General features: G+C 60.6%; 19 protein-coding genes. 11 read left to right on the top strand and 8 right to left on the bottom strand.

All coding sequences use genetic code 11. The annotated features are described in order from the left end of the window. Positions 1–54 precede the first annotated feature (54 nt). Entirely contained in the window at positions 55–1,653 is a 1,599-nt protein-coding gene (locus ACR0LD_RS17515) for a phosphoenolpyruvate carboxykinase (protein WP_170372751.1), read from the bottom strand. A gap of 346 nt (positions 1,654–1,999) precedes the next feature. Here ACR0LD_RS17515 and ACR0LD_RS17510 point away from each other — a divergent pair, with 346 nt between their 5' ends. Genes ACR0LD_RS17510 through ACR0LD_RS17480 form a run of 7 tightly spaced genes read left to right on the top strand, consistent with a single transcriptional unit; the run spans position 2,000 to position 7,421 of the window. Beyond that, positions 2,000–2,704: a response regulator transcription factor gene (locus ACR0LD_RS17510; protein ID WP_170342637.1), complete on the top strand. Its 705-nt coding sequence runs from the start codon at positions 2,000–2,002 to the stop codon at positions 2,702–2,704. Positions 2,705–2,739: 35 nt separating this feature from the next. Beyond that, a complete protein-coding gene (locus ACR0LD_RS17505) occupies positions 2,740–4,452 on the top strand; it encodes a sensor histidine kinase (protein ID WP_170361560.1) in 1,713 nt (570 codons plus the stop codon). Between the two features lie 3 nt (positions 4,453–4,455). Continuing rightward, positions 4,456–4,926, top strand: a complete 471-nt coding sequence (locus tag ACR0LD_RS17500; protein ID WP_170372753.1) for an HPr kinase/phosphorylase — start codon at positions 4,456–4,458, stop codon at positions 4,924–4,926. Continuing rightward, positions 4,923–5,804, top strand: coding sequence for an RNase adapter RapZ (rapZ, locus tag ACR0LD_RS17495; RefSeq protein ID WP_170343439.1), 882 nt, complete (start codon positions 4,923–4,925; stop codon positions 5,802–5,804). Before ACR0LD_RS17500 ends, rapZ begins: the two co-directional genes overlap by 4 nt. Then, a complete protein-coding gene (locus tag ACR0LD_RS17490) occupies positions 5,801–6,193 on the top strand; it encodes a PTS sugar transporter subunit IIA (RefSeq protein ID WP_093965293.1) in 393 nt (130 codons plus the stop codon). The genes rapZ and ACR0LD_RS17490 overlap by 4 nt, the downstream gene beginning before the upstream one ends. 17 nt (positions 6,194–6,210) lie before the next feature. Next, the gene (locus tag ACR0LD_RS17485; RefSeq protein WP_170343440.1) at positions 6,211–6,480 is read left to right on the top strand and encodes an HPr family phosphocarrier protein; all 270 of its coding nucleotides are present in this window, start codon (positions 6,211–6,213) and stop codon (positions 6,478–6,480) included. 41 nt (positions 6,481–6,521) lie between these two features. Then, on the top strand, positions 6,522–7,421 hold the full coding sequence (locus ACR0LD_RS17480; RefSeq protein WP_170343441.1) for a lysophospholipid acyltransferase family protein: 900 nt from the start codon (positions 6,522–6,524) through the stop codon (positions 7,419–7,421). Positions 7,422–7,477: 56 nt separating this feature from the next. On the opposite strand, the gene ACR0LD_RS17475 is transcribed toward ACR0LD_RS17480, so the two are convergent. After that, positions 7,478–8,353, bottom strand: a complete 876-nt coding sequence (locus ACR0LD_RS17475) for a 3-hydroxybutyryl-CoA dehydrogenase (RefSeq protein WP_170361563.1) — start codon at positions 8,351–8,353, stop codon at positions 7,478–7,480. Between the two features lie 165 nt (positions 8,354–8,518). Between ACR0LD_RS17475 and ACR0LD_RS17470 the strand changes: the two genes are divergently transcribed. Then, the gene (locus ACR0LD_RS17470) at positions 8,519–9,346 is read left to right on the top strand and encodes a DUF6473 family protein (protein ID WP_217372165.1); all 828 of its coding nucleotides are present in this window, start codon (positions 8,519–8,521) and stop codon (positions 9,344–9,346) included. Positions 9,347–9,394: 48 nt separating this feature from the next. Here ACR0LD_RS17470 and ACR0LD_RS17465 read toward each other — a convergent pair whose 3' ends face one another. From ACR0LD_RS17465 to ACR0LD_RS17440, 6 genes are all read right to left on the bottom strand, one after another. Further along, positions 9,395–10,324, bottom strand: a complete 930-nt coding sequence (locus ACR0LD_RS17465) for an electron transfer flavoprotein subunit alpha/FixB family protein (RefSeq protein ID WP_170361565.1) — start codon at positions 10,322–10,324, stop codon at positions 9,395–9,397. Further along, entirely contained in the window at positions 10,324–11,082 is a 759-nt protein-coding gene (locus ACR0LD_RS17460; RefSeq protein WP_093965302.1) for an electron transfer flavoprotein subunit beta/FixA family protein, read from the bottom strand. Before ACR0LD_RS17460 ends, ACR0LD_RS17465 begins: the two co-directional genes overlap by 1 nt. Before the next feature lie 311 nt (positions 11,083–11,393). Next, entirely contained in the window at positions 11,394–11,966 is a 573-nt protein-coding gene (locus ACR0LD_RS17455; protein WP_093965304.1) for a cob(I)yrinic acid a,c-diamide adenosyltransferase, read from the bottom strand. Continuing rightward, positions 11,967–12,170 (bottom strand): twin transmembrane helix small protein, encoded by a 204-nt coding sequence (locus ACR0LD_RS17450; RefSeq protein WP_170361566.1) that lies wholly within the window; start codon positions 12,168–12,170, stop codon positions 11,967–11,969. It lies immediately after the preceding gene. Between the two features lie 80 nt (positions 12,171–12,250). Continuing rightward, entirely contained in the window at positions 12,251–13,078 is an 828-nt protein-coding gene (locus ACR0LD_RS17445; RefSeq protein ID WP_170392195.1) for an SDR family NAD(P)-dependent oxidoreductase, read from the bottom strand. A 68-nt stretch (positions 13,079–13,146) separates the two neighbouring features. Further along, entirely contained in the window at positions 13,147–13,773 is a 627-nt protein-coding gene (locus tag ACR0LD_RS17440; RefSeq protein WP_254429028.1) for an SH3 domain-containing protein, read from the bottom strand. A gap of 199 nt (positions 13,774–13,972) precedes the next feature. On the opposite strand from ACR0LD_RS17440, the gene ACR0LD_RS17435 reads away from it, so the two are divergent. From ACR0LD_RS17435 to ACR0LD_RS17425, 3 genes are all read left to right on the top strand, one after another. After that, positions 13,973–16,321 carry a DNA topoisomerase IV subunit A gene (locus ACR0LD_RS17435; RefSeq protein WP_480638245.1) on the top strand — a complete coding sequence of 783 codons (2,349 nt, stop codon included), beginning with the start codon at positions 13,973–13,975 and terminating at the stop codon, positions 16,319–16,321. A gap of 97 nt (positions 16,322–16,418) precedes the next feature. Continuing rightward, the gene (locus ACR0LD_RS17430) at positions 16,419–17,009 is read left to right on the top strand and encodes a hypothetical protein (protein ID WP_170342620.1); all 591 of its coding nucleotides are present in this window, start codon (positions 16,419–16,421) and stop codon (positions 17,007–17,009) included. 116 nt (positions 17,010–17,125) lie between these two features. Further along, a partial coding sequence (locus tag ACR0LD_RS17425; protein ID WP_234145680.1) for a GTP-binding protein occupies positions 17,126–17,273 on the top strand: 148 nt, incomplete at its 3' end.

The following is a 17,273-nucleotide window of genomic DNA, read 5'->3' as shown; positions in this document are numbered from 1 at the left end:
AAGGACCCGTTATTGTGCGCGCAGGGGCCCGTAACCGCGCCCCTGCATGTCGGTTCAGCCGATTGCGACGGCTTTGATGTCTTCGTCGATGAACGGCAAATACTGTTCAAAGTTCTCGGCAAACATGTGCACCAGCTTTTCCGCCTGTTTGTCGAAAGCGGCCTGATCGTCCCATGTGCGACGCGGATCCAACAGAACTTCGGGCACGCCGGGGACCGTCACCGGAACGTCGAAGCCGAAATTTGCGTCCTTGCGATACTCGGCATCGGCCAACGAGCCGTCCAGAGCCGCAGTCAGCAGGGCACGCGTGGCCTTGATCGGCATCCGGCTGCCCACACCGTATGCGCCGCCGGTCCAGCCGGTATTGACCAGCCAGCAGGTTGCGCCGTGCTGGGCGATCTTGTCGCGCAGCAGCTTGCCGTATTCCTCGGGGCGGCGCGGCATGAACGGGGCGCCGAAGCAGGTCGAGAAGGTGGGCTGCGGCTCGGTCACGCCGCGCTCGGTTCCGGCAACCTTCGAGGTGAAGCCCGACAGGAAGTGGTACATCGCCTGCGCCGGGGTCAGCCGGGCGATCGGCGGCAGGACGCCGAAGGCATCACAGGTCAGCATGATGATGTTTTTTGGGTGCCCGCCCAGCGCCGTCTTGGAAGCGTTCGAAATGTATTCCAGCGGGTAGGCGCACCGCATGTTCGCGGTCAGGCTGTCATCGTTGAAATCCAGTTTCAGGGTCTCGGGATCGAAGACCATGTTCTCGATCACCGTGCCGAACTTCGACGTGGTCGCGTAGATCTCGGGTTCCGCTTCGGCGCTCAGATTGATGGTCTTGGCATAGCATCCGCCTTCGAAGTTGAAGGTCCCGCGATCCGACCAGCCGTGCTCGTCGTCGCCGATCAGAACACGTGCCGGATCAGCCGAAAGCGTGGTCTTTCCGGTGCCGGACAGGCCGAAGAAAACGGCGGTGTCGACGGGGTTGCCCACCGCATGGTTGGCCGAGCAATGCATCGGCATCACGCCTTTTTCCGGCAGCAGGTAGTTCAGAAGCGTAAACACGGACTTCTTGTTCTCGCCCGCGTATTCGGTGCCGCCGATGAGAATCAGTTTGCGGTCAAAGTTCAGCGCGATCACCGTTTCGCTTCGGCAATCGTGCTTTTTCGGGTCCGCCTGGAAACTGGGGCAGTTGATGATGGTGTAATCTGCGATGAATTCGTCCAGGTCCTCGCGGTCCGGGCGACGCAGCAGGTGCCGGATGAACAGGTTGTGCCAGGCCAGTTCCGTAACCATGCGCACATTGATCGCATAGGCAGGATCAGCGCCGCCAACCAGATCCTGAACGAAGTAGTCCTTGCCTTTCATATGGGCCAGCATGTCGGCGTACAGCGCGTCAAAGCCATCGGGGCTCATTTCCGCGTTGTTTTCCCACCAGATGCTGTCCGCCACGCTTTCGGTCCGGACGACGTGCTTGTCCTTGGGTGACCGGCCCGTGAACTTGCCGGTGGACACCAGAAACGCTCCGCCATTGCCCAGCGTGCCTTCATTCCGCTTGAGCGCCTTCTGAATCAGCGCCGGCTCCATCAAGTTGTAATAGACATTGCCCAGCCCCTCGATGCCTTGATCTTCGAGGCGGAACTGCGGGTTTACCCGTCCAAATGTCATTCGTGTCTTCTCCTGTGGCGGCGCTGCGGCGGTTGGGGCCGTCTGCGCTCATGAGGCGTAGTGCCGGTTAGTCCGGCGGATAAGGGCCTCATATCACGGCCGTTTAGGGCATGAACAGGACGGTTTGGCACAGTTAGCGCAACCAAGGCCGGGTTTAGCGCAACCAAGATTTTCCGGTCGGAAAACCCGGGCACTTTCGGAAGCGCAGGACGACCTTTTTGTCGCAGGATCGTGAACAATGTGGCGCGATTCGTACATCCGGATTGATTCGCGGCCTTAAAAAAGCCAAGAATGCCCTACAAAAAGCAAAAATACATCGTGAGTGAGCAGGTAAAGGGGCAGCCCTATGTCTAAGATTGCACTGGTGGATGACGATCGGAACATTCTGACGTCCGTATCCATGACGCTCGAGGCCGAAGGGTTCGAGGTCGAAACCTACAATGACGGGCAGGCAGCCCTTGATGCGTTCAACAAGAAACTGCCGGACATGGCGGTTCTGGACATCAAGATGCCCCGCATGGACGGCATGGATTTGCTGCAGCGGCTGCGGCAGAAAACCCAGATGCCGGTGATTTTCCTCACGTCCAAAGACGATGAGATCGACGAGGTTCTGGGCCTGCGGATGGGCGCGGATGACTACGTGAAAAAGCCATTCTCTCAACGCCTTCTGGTCGAGCGCATCCGTGCACTGCTGCGCCGTCAGGAAGCGACCGACGGGGATGCGTCGGCTGCAACCACCGGGGACGCAAAGGTGATGGAGCGCGGCGATCTGCGCATGGACCCCCTGCGTCACGCGGTCAGCTGGAAGGGGACCGATGTTTCGCTGACGGTCACGGAATTCCTGCTGCTGCAGGCCTTGGCGCAACGCCCCGGCTTCGTCAAAAGCCGCGATCAGCTGATGGATGTCGCATATGACGATCAGGTCTATGTCGACGACCGGACCATCGACAGCCACATCAAGCGTCTGCGCAAGAAGATGCGTGCGGCTGATCCCGAGTTTTCGGCTATCGAAACGCTGTACGGTATCGGGTACCGTTACAACGAGGAATAAGCCGGGCCGGCTTTCTGCAAAGGTGAATTTGTTTCGTGCGTGACACCGAGCAATCCAGCGAGTTGCGCGACGGTGACGTCGTTCTGGGCGATGATTGGGTCATCCCGCAAGACCCCGAGTCGGCCGAGCTGCGCGCGCGGCGATCGCGGCGTACTCTGTTCACGCTGCGCAACTCGCCGCTGGCGCGCAAGATCATCACGTTCAACCTGATTGCTTTGGTGATCCTGGTCGCAGGGCTGCTGTATCTGGATGACACCCGAAAAGAGAGGGTCCAGCAAACGGCGCGGAACCTGATCGGCGATGCGCAACTGGTCAGCAACGTCTTCGAGGCCCAGCTGCGCCAGGTTGCCGGATCGCGGGACGCTTCTGACCTGAACGTCAAGGCGACACTTGCCGGGCTGAGCATCCCCGAAGGCGGCGAAGTCTTCGTCTATGACAGCACCGGCACGTTGATCGGCTGGACACGGGGTTCCTCGACCGTGTCGGAATTGCCGGGCCTGATTCAGGCCGAGGCGGATGTTCCGACCGGCAGCACATTGATCTCTGATGCCCTGACCGCCGTCTGGAATGGTCTGTATTCGGTTTTCACCACCGGATCTGAAACCGAGGCGCCGACGCTGGCACAGCGGGTTCAGGACATCATACCAAACGCGCTGGACGGCCACATGCAGGTTCACGCCGTGTCTGATGCGGCCGGAGACACCGTGATTGTGGCGGCGTCGCCAATCGTTCTGGATGGCGCCCCTGTGGGGGCTGTCGCAATGGCTGGCCCCGCCGGAGAAATCGATGCACTGGCTCGAAAAGAGCAGGAGCGCATTCTACAGATGTTTGTCGTTGCCCTGCTGGTCTCGGTGGGTCTCAGCCTTGTGCTGGCCTCGACCATCGCGAACCCGCTGGCGGATCTGGCCGCTGCGGCGGAAATGGGCAAGGACCGCGGCACTGGGGTCAATCCCGGCCGTATCCGCATCCCCGACCTGAGCGCCCGCCCGGACGAGATTGGTCGGCTTAGCCGTGCGCTGCGGGGAATGGTGACGGCGCTCTACAACCGAATAGACGCCAACGAACAGTTCGCGGCTGACGTCGCGCATGAAATCAAGAACCCCTTGGCCAGCCTGCAATCGGCCGTCGGTACGCTGCGAATGGTCAAGCGTGACGATCAGCGCGAGAAATTGTTGGGCGTTATTGAGCACGATGTCCGCCGATTGGACCGCCTTGTCAGCGACATCTCGAATGCGTCCCGCCTGGACGCTGAACTGGTCAAAGAGCAGGAACAGCCCTTCGATCTACTGAAGCTGATCGGCAATATCAGTCAGTATCTGGGCGAAGATGCCCGGTCGAAGGGGATCGACTACATCACGGATTTGCCGTCCAAGCCCATCGTCATAAACGGGCTCGAGGCCCGTCTGGCGCAGGTTTTCGTGAACCTGATTACAAATGCCATTTCCTTCTGCGAGGAAAGCGACGCGATCCGCGTTTGGGTGCGCCAACGCGAAAATCGGGTTCTCGTTGTTGTCGAAGACACCGGCCCCGGTATTCCGGACCAGGCCCTGACCAAGGTTTTCAAGCGCTTCTACTCGCAGCGCCCGGCCGAGCATTTCGGCAACAACTCGGGTCTTGGACTTGCGATCTCGAAACAGATTGTCGAGGCCCACGGCGGCGTCATCTGGGCCGAGAACATCCGCCCGACCGAGGCGGACATCACGTCGGACCCGCAAGGTGCGCGGTTTGTCGTGGGTCTTCCCCTTTAAGCGATGTGGGCTTTGCGCCTTCCGGAAAAGCCCAGCGATGATCCGGTCTGCGTGCACGCCACATGCGTTGCCGTTGCTGGCCGCGGCGCCCTGATTTCGGGGCCGTCCGGGGTCGGAAAATCGGCGCTTGCATTGCAGATGATGGGCTTCGGAGCGGACCTCGTCGCCGATGATCGTGTGAATTTGACCCTGTCGGGCGACCGGGTGCTGGCGGATGCGGTTCCTCAGATCCGTGGATTGGTCGAAGCCCGCGGCGTTGGGCTGCTGCGCGCCACGGCCTGCGGTCCCGTTCCGTTGGATTGGATCGTGGATCTGGATCAGGTGGAGTCCCAACGACTGCCGGAACCGCGACAGGTTCTTGTGCTGGGACATCCTGTTCCCTTGCTTCATGCCGCCGGCGTCCCCAACTTGGCATCAGCACTTGTTCAACTGATGAAAATGGGGCGCGTCGATCCGCAATGGCCAAGCACATGACAGCACAAACGCGCATCGTTCTGGTGACAGGTCCGTCGGGCGCGGGCCGGTCGACGGCGATTCATGTGCTCGAGGATCTGGGCTATGAGGCCATCGACAACTTGCCGATGGGCCTGTTGCTGCGCCTGATGGAGGGCGCGGATCCGTCCCGGCCGATGGCGCTGGGAATCGATGCCCGCAATCGTGATTTCTCGACCATCGGCTTTATCGAATTGGTCGCCAAACTGGGCCGGATGAGCCAGGTGGACCTGTCCACGCTTTATCTGGATTGCAGCGACGACGTGCTGTTGCGCCGGTTTTCGGAAACCCGACGCCGTCATCCGGTCGCAACCGATGCCAGCCCCGAAACCGGCATCCGCCAGGAAAAGGAATTGTTGGAGCCGATCCGCGAGATCGCCGACACCCTGATCGACACCAGCGTGCTCAACGTGCACCAGCTGCGATCCGAGGTCGAACGCTGGTTCGCCCCGGAAGGAGGCCGGCATCTGGCCGTTTCTATCGAGTCCTTCTCCTACAAACGGGGGCTGCCGCTGGGCCTCGACATGGTGTTCGACTGCCGATTTCTGGCCAACCCCTATTGGCGTCCGGAGCTGCGCGAGGCTGATGGTCGAAATCCGGACGTTGCGTCCTATGTTCAGGCTGACACGAACTATGCCGCCTTTTTTGAACGGGTGGTGGAGCTGTTGCTGTCTCTGCTGCCCGCCTTCAAGGCCGAGGGCAAAACGCACCTGTCGGTCGCCTTCGGCTGTACCGGGGGTCAGCACCGCTCGGTCGCGATGGCCGAAGCGGTCGCAAAAGCCCTTGCAGAGCAGGGGCAGCCGGTGGCAATTAGACACCGCGAGATGGAACGTCGATCGTTGAATGTGAGGCCGGATTGATCGGAATTGTAATCGTGGCGCATGGCGGATTGGCCCAGGAATACCTGGCGGCCATGCAACACGTCGTGGGCAAGCAACCCGGCCTTGTGGCAGTGTCGATCGACGCTGATCATGATCGCGAAGAAAAGCAGGCCGAAATCTGTCGGGCCGCGGATGCTGTGGATGTCGGCGACGGTGTTGTTGTCGTGACCGATCTGTTCGGGGGCAGCCCCTCGAATCTCAGCCTGCGCGCCTGTGCGCCGCAGGACCGTAGAATTCTTTACGGCGCCAACCTTCCGATGCTGATCAAACTGGCCAAAAGCCGCCAACTTCCGGTCGGGGACGCCGTCCGTAGGGCTATGGAGGCTGGACGAAAGTACATCAATGCGCAAAATGTGACATTGGACTGACATCGGATCGATTGAATATGGCCACCAAAAGCTTGAAAATCATAAACGAAAAGGGCTTGCACGCGCGCGCTTCAGCCAAATTGGTCGAGGTAGTCGAAGGGTTTGACGCCCGCGCCGAAGTGTCCAAAGACGGCATGTCCGCGTCGGGTGACAGCATTATGGGCCTTTTGATGTTGGCGGCTTCGCGTGGAACGACTATTGACGTCGAAACGTCCGGGCCGGATGCTGAGGCGCTGGCAGATGCGCTGGAAGCATTGGTGAACGACAAGTTCGGCGAAGGTTTCTGACGCAGGGCACTGCCACAAAACAAGAACGGGAAGACCAGGAATTGGCGGAAACCACGCACGATACCAAGACCAACACGGTGGTGGCCGAGACCGCGGAAGCGGGCGAAATCTACGACCGCCGCACGCTGACCTACGCAAATTCGTTTGACGACGCCTGGACCTCGACGGCCATCAAGGCGATCGAATGGTGCACAGGCAAGCTGACCATTCTGCGCATGGTCAACAAGTTTGAAAAGCAGAATGAAAAGTATCGCGGCCAGAAATTCTGGGGTGGTGCCCTGGGTATCATGGGAATCGACCTGACCACGCCCGAACACCAGATTGCGCGCATTCCGAAAGAGGGGCCCGTTGTGGTGGTGGCCAATCACCCGCATGGGATGGTGGACGGCATGATCCTGGCCGAGTTGATCGGACGGGTGCGCCAGGACTATCGCATCCTGACCCGCTCGGTTCTGACCGGGCTGGACGAGGCCGCGACCTCGTTCATGATCCCGGTCCCGTTTCCACATGATCCCGAAGCCCAGAGCAAGATGCTTGAGATGCGGGGCAAAGCGATGGAGCACCTCAAGAACGGTGGTGTCGTCGCGCTGTTCCCATCCGGCGTGGTGATGTCGTCCGACACGTGGTTCGGCCCCGCTCAGGAACGCGAATGGAACGTATTCACTGCCAAGATGATCCGGCGATCCGGTGCAAAGGTTCTGCCCATCTACTTCCCTGGCAGCAATTCGCGCTGGTACCAGATTGCCAACAAACTATCGGCAATTTTGCGTCAGGGACTTCTGTTGCACGAGATCGTGCGGTCCTGCAACAAACCGGTCGGCCCCGTGATCGGAGAGCCGATTTCGGACGAGGACATGAAACTGCTCGAACGCGACCCACGCGGATTCATGACCTGGCTCAGAAAACACACGCTGGGCTTGGGGCAGTCACCACAAGCCTGATCCACCGTTCATTTGCGCGAAAACATCGCAAGCGAGCGGGGCGGTCTCTTGACGGCTTAGCGCGTCGGGACCGGAACCTCGCCACGGTAGTCGTAAAACCCGCGATCGGTCTTGCGGCCCAGCCAGCCGGCCTCGACGTATTTCGTCAGCAACGGGCAGGGGCGGTACTTTGTATCCGCCAACCCATCATGGAGGACGTTCATGATGGCCAGGCAGGTGTCCAGCCCGATAAAATCGGCCAGTTCCAGCGGACCCATGGGGTGATTGGCGCCCAGCTTCATGGACTGGTCGATCGACTGAACGCTGCCGACCCCTTCGTACAGAGTATAGACGGCCTCGTTGATCATCGGCATCAGGATGCGATTCACGATGAAAGCCGGAAAATCCTCGGCGCTGGCGGCGGTTTTGCCCAACCGATCCACCACGGCCTTGCAGGTGGCGAAGGTTTCTTCGTCGGTGGCGATACCGCGAATCAACTCGACCAATTGCATGACAGGCACCGGGTTCATGAAGTGGAACCCCATGAAACGCTCCGGCCGATCCGTCCGGCTGGCAAGCCGTGTGATCGAAATGGACGAAGTGTTCGACGTCAGGATCGTGTGGGCCTGCAAATGCGGCTGCAGATCCTCGAAAATCGCCTGCTTGATGGCCTCACGTTCGGTCGCGGCTTCGATCACGAGGTCCGTCTGGCCGATCTCGGGAAGGTTCAGCGTGGTCTTGATCCGCTGCAATGCGGCCTGCATCTCGTCGTCACCGATCTTGCCGCGTGACACCTGACGAGCCAGGTTGCCCTTGATCGTTTCAATGGCAGCATCCAGCGCATCCTGGCTGATGTCGTTCAGCAGAACGTCATACCCTGCCAACGCCATCACATGGGCGATTCCGTTGCCCATCTGGCCCGCGCCGATTACTCCGACTGATTTCACGTCCATATTGAACTGCCTTCCGCATCAAGGTTCAGGGGGACATTATCGGCAGTCCGGGTTGGGCGGCAAGGGGTTGGGACCCGTCCAATTCGCTTCAAATGCGCACATTAGAGTTTTCTAAACACCTAAGGCCGCAGAATGGCAATTGGGTGAAGAAAATGGGTGGCTGACATGAGTTATCATGAGTCGGGCGCGACCGGTGTCGAGGAATCCGTCTGCCGGTACAGGGCGTCAAAACTGTGGTTTCGCGGGCCAAAGCGTGCGTTGCAGGTACCATATGTGGCCTGCGTCGGCGGCACCGAGACATTCGGTCGGTTCGTCGATTCTCCGTTTCCCGCAGCGTTGGAGCAGCGGCTGGAAATGCAGTGTCTGAATCTGGGCAGTCTGTTCACGGGTGCCGAGGGATTGGCGCGGGATCCGGAAATTCTGAGCCTGATGAATGGCGCCGAGGTTTGCGTTGTGCAACTGCCCTCGGCGCTGAATCAGTCCAACCGGTTCTACCGTGTTCATCCCCGACGCAATGATCGGGTGCTCCAGGCAACCTCGGACCTTTCCGCGTTGTACCCCGAAGTTGACTTCGCCGACGTTCATTTTGTGCGGCACCTTATGTCCAGGTTGTCGGCATTTTCGGACGCACGGTTCGAAGTGGTGGCCGCCGAGCTGCGGCGGGCTTGGGCAGAGGCTCTTCGCACCCTGTTGGACAACGTCACTAGCCGGGTTCTGCTGCTGTGGCTGGACTGGGATCACAGCCCGGCAGTCGGGCTGGTTGCGCGGGGGGTATCTGATCCGGTGCCAATTACACAGGCCATGATTGATGGGGTGTCGGATGGAGGGGTGGCAACCGTGAAGATGACGGTGCGCCCTTCAGGTGCTTCGGATGATCTTGAGGACATGCTGTTCGGCACGATGCAGCAACCGATGGCGGAATATATGATCGGGCCTGCCACGCACCGGGCCATTGCCGAACGTTTGCTGCCTGCGATCCGAGACCTCGAATGAAAAAGGCCCGCCAATTTGGCGAGCCTTGAGTTCTCGAAAGAGGGGCCGTCAGCCCAGCTTTTCGGTCAGTTCCGGCACAGCCTGGAACAGGTCGGCGACCAGGCCGTAGTCCGCGACCTGGAAGATCGGAGCTTCTTCGTCTTTGTTGATCGCGACGATGATCTTCGAATCCTTCATGCCGGCCAGGTGCTGGATCGCACCCGAAATACCAACCGCGATGTACAGATCGGGTGCAACGACCTTGCCGGTCTGACCCACCTGCCAATCGTTCGGGGCATAGCCCGAGTCGACTGCCGCGCGGCTGGCACCAACCGCCGCGCCCAGCTTGTCGGCCAGGGCTTCGATCAGTTTGAAGTCTTCTTCCGAGCCAACACCACGGCCGCCCGAGACAACGACGCCGGCCGAGGTCAGTTCCGGACGGTCGCTTTCGGCGACCTTGTCCTCGACCCAGTCCGACAGGCCGGGGTTTTCACCGACCGATACGGTCTCGACCGGGGCCGATCCGCCTTCGCCGGCCGCATCAAAGCTGGCCGTACGGAAGGTGATGACCTTCTTGGCGTCGTTCGACTTGACGGTCTGGATCGCGTTGCCCGCGTAGATCGGGCGCTCGAAGGTCGAGCCGTCCACCACGCCCGACGCGTCCGAGATGACCATCACGTCCAGCAGCGCGGCCACGCGCGGCATCACGTTCTTGGCGTCGGTGGTGGCGGGCGCCACGATATGTTCATAGCCATCGGCCAGGCTGACGATCAGCGCGGCGGTCGATTCGGCCAGACGGTGGCCCAGCGACGGGTCTTCGGCGACCAGGACCTTGGACACGCCGTCGATCTTGGCGGCGGCTTCGCCGGCAGCGGCGGCCGAGCCGCCCGCGGCCAGAACGGTCACGTCACCCAGCTGCTTGGCTGCGGTGACCGCCTTGGCGGTTGCGTCCATCGCCAGTTCGCCATTGTTGACTTCGGCAAGCAGAAGTACAGCCATTACACAGCCCCCGCTTCTTTGAGTTTCCCGACCAGCTCGTCGACCGAGCCCACGATGATGCCAGCGGCGCGTGCCGGCGGCTCTTCGGTCTTGACGACTTCGAGGCGCGGCGTGACGTCGACGCCGTAATCGGCGGCGGTTTTTTCGTCCAGCGGCTTTTTCTTGGCCTTCATGATGTTCGGCAGCGACGCATAGCGCGGCTCGTTCAGGCGCAGGTCGACGGTGATGATGGCCGGCATCTTGACACTGATGGTCTGCAGACCGCCGTCAACTTCACGCGTGACCTTGGCGGTGTCGCCTTCGATGTCCAGTTCGGACGCGAAGGTGCCCTGGCTCCAGCCCAGCAGTGCCGACAGCATCTGACCGGTGGCGTTCATGTCGTTGTCGATCGCCTGCTTGCCGCACAGAACCAGTCCGGGCTGCTCTTCCTCGACCACCTTGGCCAGGATCTTGGCGACGGCCAGCGGCTCGATGTCCTGGTGGACGTCGTCCGCCGCGACGACCAAGATGGCGCGGTCTGCACCCATCGCCAGCGCGGTGCGCAGCGTTTCCTGCGCCTGCTTGACGCCGATCGAAACGGCCACGACCTCTTCGGCCTTGCCGGCTTCTTTCAGGCGGATCGCCTCTTCGACGGCAATCTCGTCGAACGGGTTCATCGACATTTTGACATTGGCGAGATCAACACCGCTGCCGTCCGCTTTGACGCGAACTTTAACGTTGTAGTCGATCACGCGCTTGACAGGCACAAGTACCTTCATTTTTGCGTACGCTCCTTACAAAAACGGCAAGCCGCAATGCGACTCCACCAATGCTCTCGTCGGCCTAGATAGCGCCTTGCGGGGCGTCGGGACAGGGCAAAATCGTCACGTCATGTTGTGGGGACGTCGCGTTTCACGCTTTTTGACGTGAAGGAACGAAAGATTGTTACCCGGCCGATGGGCGGTTTTGCCGCGCCGGATGGTGTGAAAACGCATTCAAGAAGCACGGGTTTCAGCGGTTCGCGCCCGCTCTTTGGGCCGGGGCTTCGCCCTTCCGGTCGCCCCAACGTCCGCTGGACGTTGTGCCGCTTTCAGCGGTTCGCGCCCGGAACCCACAAGACGTCATCGCGACCGCCGTTGTTGGCGCAGCGGGCTGCCACGAAGAACCAGTCGCTGAGGCGGTTGAGGTATTTCACCGCGGCCTCGTTCACCGGTTCCATGTTGGTCAGTTCGACAGACAGGCGCTCGGCGCGCCGCGAGACCGTGCGGCAGACATGAAGATGCGCCGCCAGCTTTGATCCGCCCGGCAAGATGAAGCTGCGCAACGGTTCGAGGTCGGCATTCATCGCGTCGATTTCCGATTCCAGACGATCGATCTGGGCCGGGGCGATCCGCAGGGGCGGGTAGTCGGCCTCGGCGTCTTTTTCCATGTCGGGGCGGCACAGGTCAGCGCCCAGATCGAACAGATCGTTCTGGATGCGGGCCAGCGCCGCATCGACCTCGCCCTCGGCCTCGGTGCGCGCCACGCCGACAAAGGCGTTCAGTTCGTCCACCGTGCCATAGGCCGCCACGCGGCCCGAATACTTCGCAACCCGTTCGCCATTGCCCAGCGCGGTTTTGCCATCGTCCCCGGTCCGGGTGTAAATCTTGTTCAGAACGACCATCTACTGCACTCCCTGTCCACGCAGGTAGACGTAGAGCACGATCAGCACCACGGCAATGAATTGAAACAGGATGCGCAGCCTCATCATCTTGTTGCTTTTCTTGGCGGCCTCCATGCCGCCCTTGCCGAAATTGGATATGCCGATGGCAAGAACAACGACGACCGCCGCCATCGCCAAAAGAAGTACGCCCATTAGAAGGTCCATGAACTCACCGTCCGCATTTGTTGTATCCTTTGCGCACCATCTAGCGGGGCGGCCCGCGAAAGCGAACGGGTAATTTCGTCTCAGATTCCTGAAAGGATGCGGTCTATCGTGCCCGTTGGCAGAATGCGGCGCAGATAACCCGCGATATAGGTCGGTGTGGTCACGTAGTATCGAGCCTTGGGCGACTTTGCCTCGAGCGCGCGGGCAAGTTTGTCAGTTACCGCAGACGCCGGCAGTTCGAACCGGTCGGGGCCCGAGTCTTCGTACAGACGTTTGAGCAGCGACCCCTCATACTTGTCGCGCAGAGCCGAGTTTTCCCAGTCTATGAACCGTTCAAAAACCGGTATGGCCTTTTCGCGCAGTTTAGAGGTGATGGGACCGGGTTCAATCAGCACCACTTTGATGCCGGTGCCGCGCAGCTCCAGCCTCATCGTATCGGTCAGGCCTTCGATTGCGTATTTCGTGGCGACGTAAGCACCGCGCCAGGGAAAGGCGACCAGACCCAGTACCGACGAGTTCTGCACGATGCGGCCATGGCCCTGTGCACGCATGACGGGTATCACCTGGCGGGTCAGTTCGTGCCAGCCAAAAACATTGGTCTCGAAGATATGGCGCAACCCGTCGGTGGGCACATCTTCGATCGCACCGGGCAGGCCATGGGCGCCGTTGTTGAACAGCGCTTCCAATGTGCCGCCCGTTGCTTCGAGAACACTGGCCAATCCCGAAGTGATCGTTTCGGCGTCGGTATAGTCGATTCTTGGGCTGTCAAAGCCCTGTGCCCTCAGTCTGTCGCAATCGCGCTGATGTCTGCAGGCGGCAAACACGCGCCATCCGCGTGCACGCATCCCGTGTGCCGCGTCCAGACCAATGCCGGATGAGCATCCGGTGATGAGGATGGATTTCTGCATGTCTGCCCCAAAGTCGTCCTCGGCAAAAACTATTGCGAGGATCGGCCTCCGGCAATGACGGCATCACGTCAATTTGTGCTTTTTCGGATCAACGAGGAGGAAATCCAGCCAACCTGTTGCTCGGGCAACACGCGCAGGCGCAGCCAGCCGGTTCCGGACTCGCTCAGAACTTCGACCTGCTGACCCATCCGCGCTTTGCCGATGATCGGATAGATCGTGCCGGGACCGTCGCGCATGTTCACGCGGGTGCCGGACACGATGCGGATGTCTTTCGGCGGCTCTGCGGGTGCAGGGGCGGCTGCCGTTTCCGGTTCGGCGTCGGTGTCCAAAACCTGGACGGCCGCGTTTTCATCCAGCGACGCCAGCGAAAAGGTGCCGCCGGTATTGTCGAAACTGGACAGATCAGAATTCAGACCGGCCGCAATCTGCGCTAGCAACGCCTCGGTATCGACGGCATCGGCGGCGGGGATCGGTTCCGGCTTAGGTTCGGACGGCTTGGCGGGGCGCAGGGCCACTTTCGTCACAAGCTCGGTTGCCGGGGAGGGGACCAGTGGCCTGGGCTCGGGTTTCTCAGCTGCCGCAACGACGGGTGGTGCCTCGGCGCGGGTTCCGCGCGGTTCGAATTCGGATCCACCGCTCATGACGTAGAAGAACCAGCCGAGCATGGCAAAAGTAACAAGCATAAGGCGCGTCATGGCGCATCCCCCGGTAATCATAACAACAAGAAAAAGGCAGCATTCAATTGTTGGGATCCTACCATAGTTCGGGTCCCGAGTCGAAAATCGGGGGAAATCGCCGGGTTGGCTCCCCCTGTTGCAAAAACCCCGACTTGTCCCCAGCAAAATATGCCTTGGTTGCTTTACCACGCGCGCCGGGCGTCGTATCACATCATCTATGAACGACACGATCGACGACCCCAACATGGAGGCCCCCGACGCCGGGGGCGAGGTGGCCGAACCGCTGCGCCGGGCAATTGGCGAGCGTTATCTAACCTATGCTCTCTCCACCATCATGCACCGCGCGCTGCCGGATGCGCGCGACGGGCTGAAGCCGGTTCACCGGCGAATCCTCTACGCTATGCGCGAGCTGCGACTCAGCTCCTCGGGCGGGTTCCGCAAGTCGGCCAAGATCTCGGGTGACGTGATGGGTAACTATCACCCGCACGGGGACGCCGCGATCTATGACGCGATGGCGCGTCTGGCGCAGGATTTCAACGTCCGCTACCCGCTGGTCGACGGGCAGGGGAATTTCGGCAATATCGACGGCGACAACCCGGCGGCCTCGCGCTACACCGAGGCCCGGATGACCATCGTTGCCGAGGCGTTGCTGGAGGGGCTGAACGAGGACGCCGTCGATTTCCGCGACAACTATGACGGCACGCTGACCGAACCGGTCGTCTTGCCGGCACAGTTCCCGAACCTTCTGGCCAATGGCGCCTCAGGCATTGCCGTGGGCATGGCGACGAACATCCCGCCCCACAACATCGCCGAGCTGTGCGACGCCTGTCTGCATCTGATCAAGACGCCCGACGCGCGTGACGACACGCTGCTGAACTATGTGCCGGGGCCCGATTTCCCAACGGGCGGCGTAATCGTAGAACCGGCCGAGAATATCGCGCAGGCCTATCGCACCGGGCGCGGATCGTTCCGGCTGCGTTGCAAATACGAGGTCGAGGATCTGGGCCGCGGCCAGTGGCAGATCGTGGTCACCGAGATCCCGTATCAGGTTCAGAAATCCAAGCTGATCGAAAAGATCGCCGAGCTGATCCAGACCAAAAAGATCCCGATCCTGGGCGATGTGCGCGACGAATCCGCCGACGACATCCGCCTCATCCTCGAACCGCGCTCCAAGAACGTGGACCCCGAGGTGTTGATGAACATGCTGTATCGTAACTCGGATCTCGAGGTGCGGTTCAGCCTGAACATGAACGTGCTGATCGACGGGCTGACGCCCAAGGTCTGTTCGATGAAGGAAGTACTGCGCGCCTTCCTCGATCACCGGCAAGAGGTGCTGCTGCGCCGCTCTCGTCACCGCATGGCCAAGATCGACCACCGGTTGGAGGTGTTGGAGGGCTTTATCGTTGCCTTCCTGAATCTCGACCGCGTGATTGATATCATCCGCTATGACGACGATCCCAAGGCCGCGCTGATGCGCGAGAATTGGGGCATCGACCATGTCCGCGCCACCAGCGAGGCCGACTATGTCTCGCCCAAGCCGGGCGAGGGCGAATTGTCCGAAGTTCAGGTCGACGCGATCCTGAACATGCGCCTGCGCAGCCTGCGTCGGCTCGAAGAGATGGAACTGGTCCGTGAGCGTGACGCGCTGATGGAAGAGCGCGCAGAACTCGAGGATCTGCTGGCGGATGAGGGTCTGCAATGGGCCAAGATCGCCGAGCAGCTGAAAGAGACCAAGAAGACCTTCGGCAAGGATTATGAGGGCGGCGCGCGTCGCACCCGCTTTGCCGAAGCAGGCGAGGTCGAGGACGTACCGCTAGAGGCGATGATCGACAAAGAGCCGATCACGGTCGTCTGCTCGCAGATGGGCTGGATCCGCGCCATGACCGGCCATATCGACCTGAACCGCGAGCTGAAGTTCAAGGACGGCGACGGGCCGCGGTTCATCTTCCATGCGGAAACCACCGACCGGCTGCTGGTCTTCGCATCGAACGGGCGGGTCTACACGGTCAGCGCCGCGAACCTTCCCGGTGGCCGGGGAATGGGTGAGCCGCTGCGCCTGATGGTCGATCTGCCCAACGAGGCGCAGATCGTCGATATCCTGATCCACAAGCCGGGGCGCAAATTGCTGGTTGCTTCGGATGCGGGCAACGGGTTCATGGTGCCCGAGGACGAGGTGCTGGCCCAGACCCGCAACGGCAAACAGGTGCTGAACGTCAAGGATGACGAGCGCGCGGTGATCTGCAAGCCGATCGAGGGCGATCACGTCGCTGTGGTATCACAGAACGGCAAGTTTCTGGTGTTCCCGGTCTCCGAACTGCCCGAGATGACGCGGGGCAAGGGCGTGCGTCTCCAGAAATACAACATGGCGCGCGGGCGCCAGGGCACGCTGGAGCTGGATGGCGGCCTGTCCGACCTGACGACGTTCAACTGGGAGGACGGTTTGAAATGGTCAATGGGCGGCGACAAGACGCGGCATGAGGCAGATATGTCTCAATGGCTGGCAAAGCGCGCAAGCGTCGGAAAAAAACCGCCCTATGGGTTCCCGCGCGATTACAAGTTCTCGTGATCGTGCGCCGACCACGGTGGAAATCTGCCGATACGGCTTGGCACAAGCTGCATCGGTGCGCTAGATCAAAGAAAAACAGGCCTATCGAGACGAGACAATGCTGCGCATTCTGACCCTGATTACCGGACTGGCCCTGGTGGGCGCCTGCACGCAGACGCAACTCTACGAAGAACCGGAAGATCTGGGTGAATTCAAGCTGCGTGTGAACTATGCGTTTGCCGACAAGGCCGTCCAGGGGCCGGTGTCTCGTGACGCGACGCCCCAGGAATGGACCGAAGCGATCCAGAAGGCCGTCGATATCCGCCTTGGTCGCTATCAGGGCTCGCAGGAGTATGACATCGGGATCAGCCTCGAAGGCTATATGCTGGCGCCTCCTGGTATTCCGGTGATCTACAACCCCAAAAGCACAGCGATCGTTCTGGTCAACGTCTATGATGTCGGCAAGAAAGAGTTTCTGGCCAAGGGCAAGCAGTTTCAGGTCCTCGAAGATACCACCGGTGGCAGCGCTCTGAAGGGCTCGGGCAACGAACGCACCAAGGAAGAGCAGATGAGCGGTTTGGCACTGAAAGTGGCGGACCGCGTCGAGGAATGGCTGGCTGAAGAGCACAAGGACAATGGTTGGTTCGACCTGCGCCCCGGCCTGATCCAACCGATTGAATCCGGGCAGGCGATACAAAACCCGGCATAGTTTTGAGGATTTCCCTCAGGATGTGCTTGATTTTCCGCTTTGAACCAAATATCTCGCGCGCGCAGATGTAACCACGGGACCAAGGGTCCCCCAAATCGCAAAAGGGCGCCTGAGGAATGGCAAAGGAAAAGTTTGAGCGTAATAAGCCGCACGTCAACATCGGCACGATTGGCCACGTTGACCACGGCAAGACGACGCTGACCGCAGCAATCACCAAGTATTTCGGCGACTTCAAGGCGTATGACCAGATTGACGGTGCGCCGG

This window comes from Ruegeria sp. BF8 (assembly GCF_056538625.1).
Note: the sequence above shows the minus strand (reverse complement) of the source record. Positions and strands in the feature narration are given on the sequence as shown.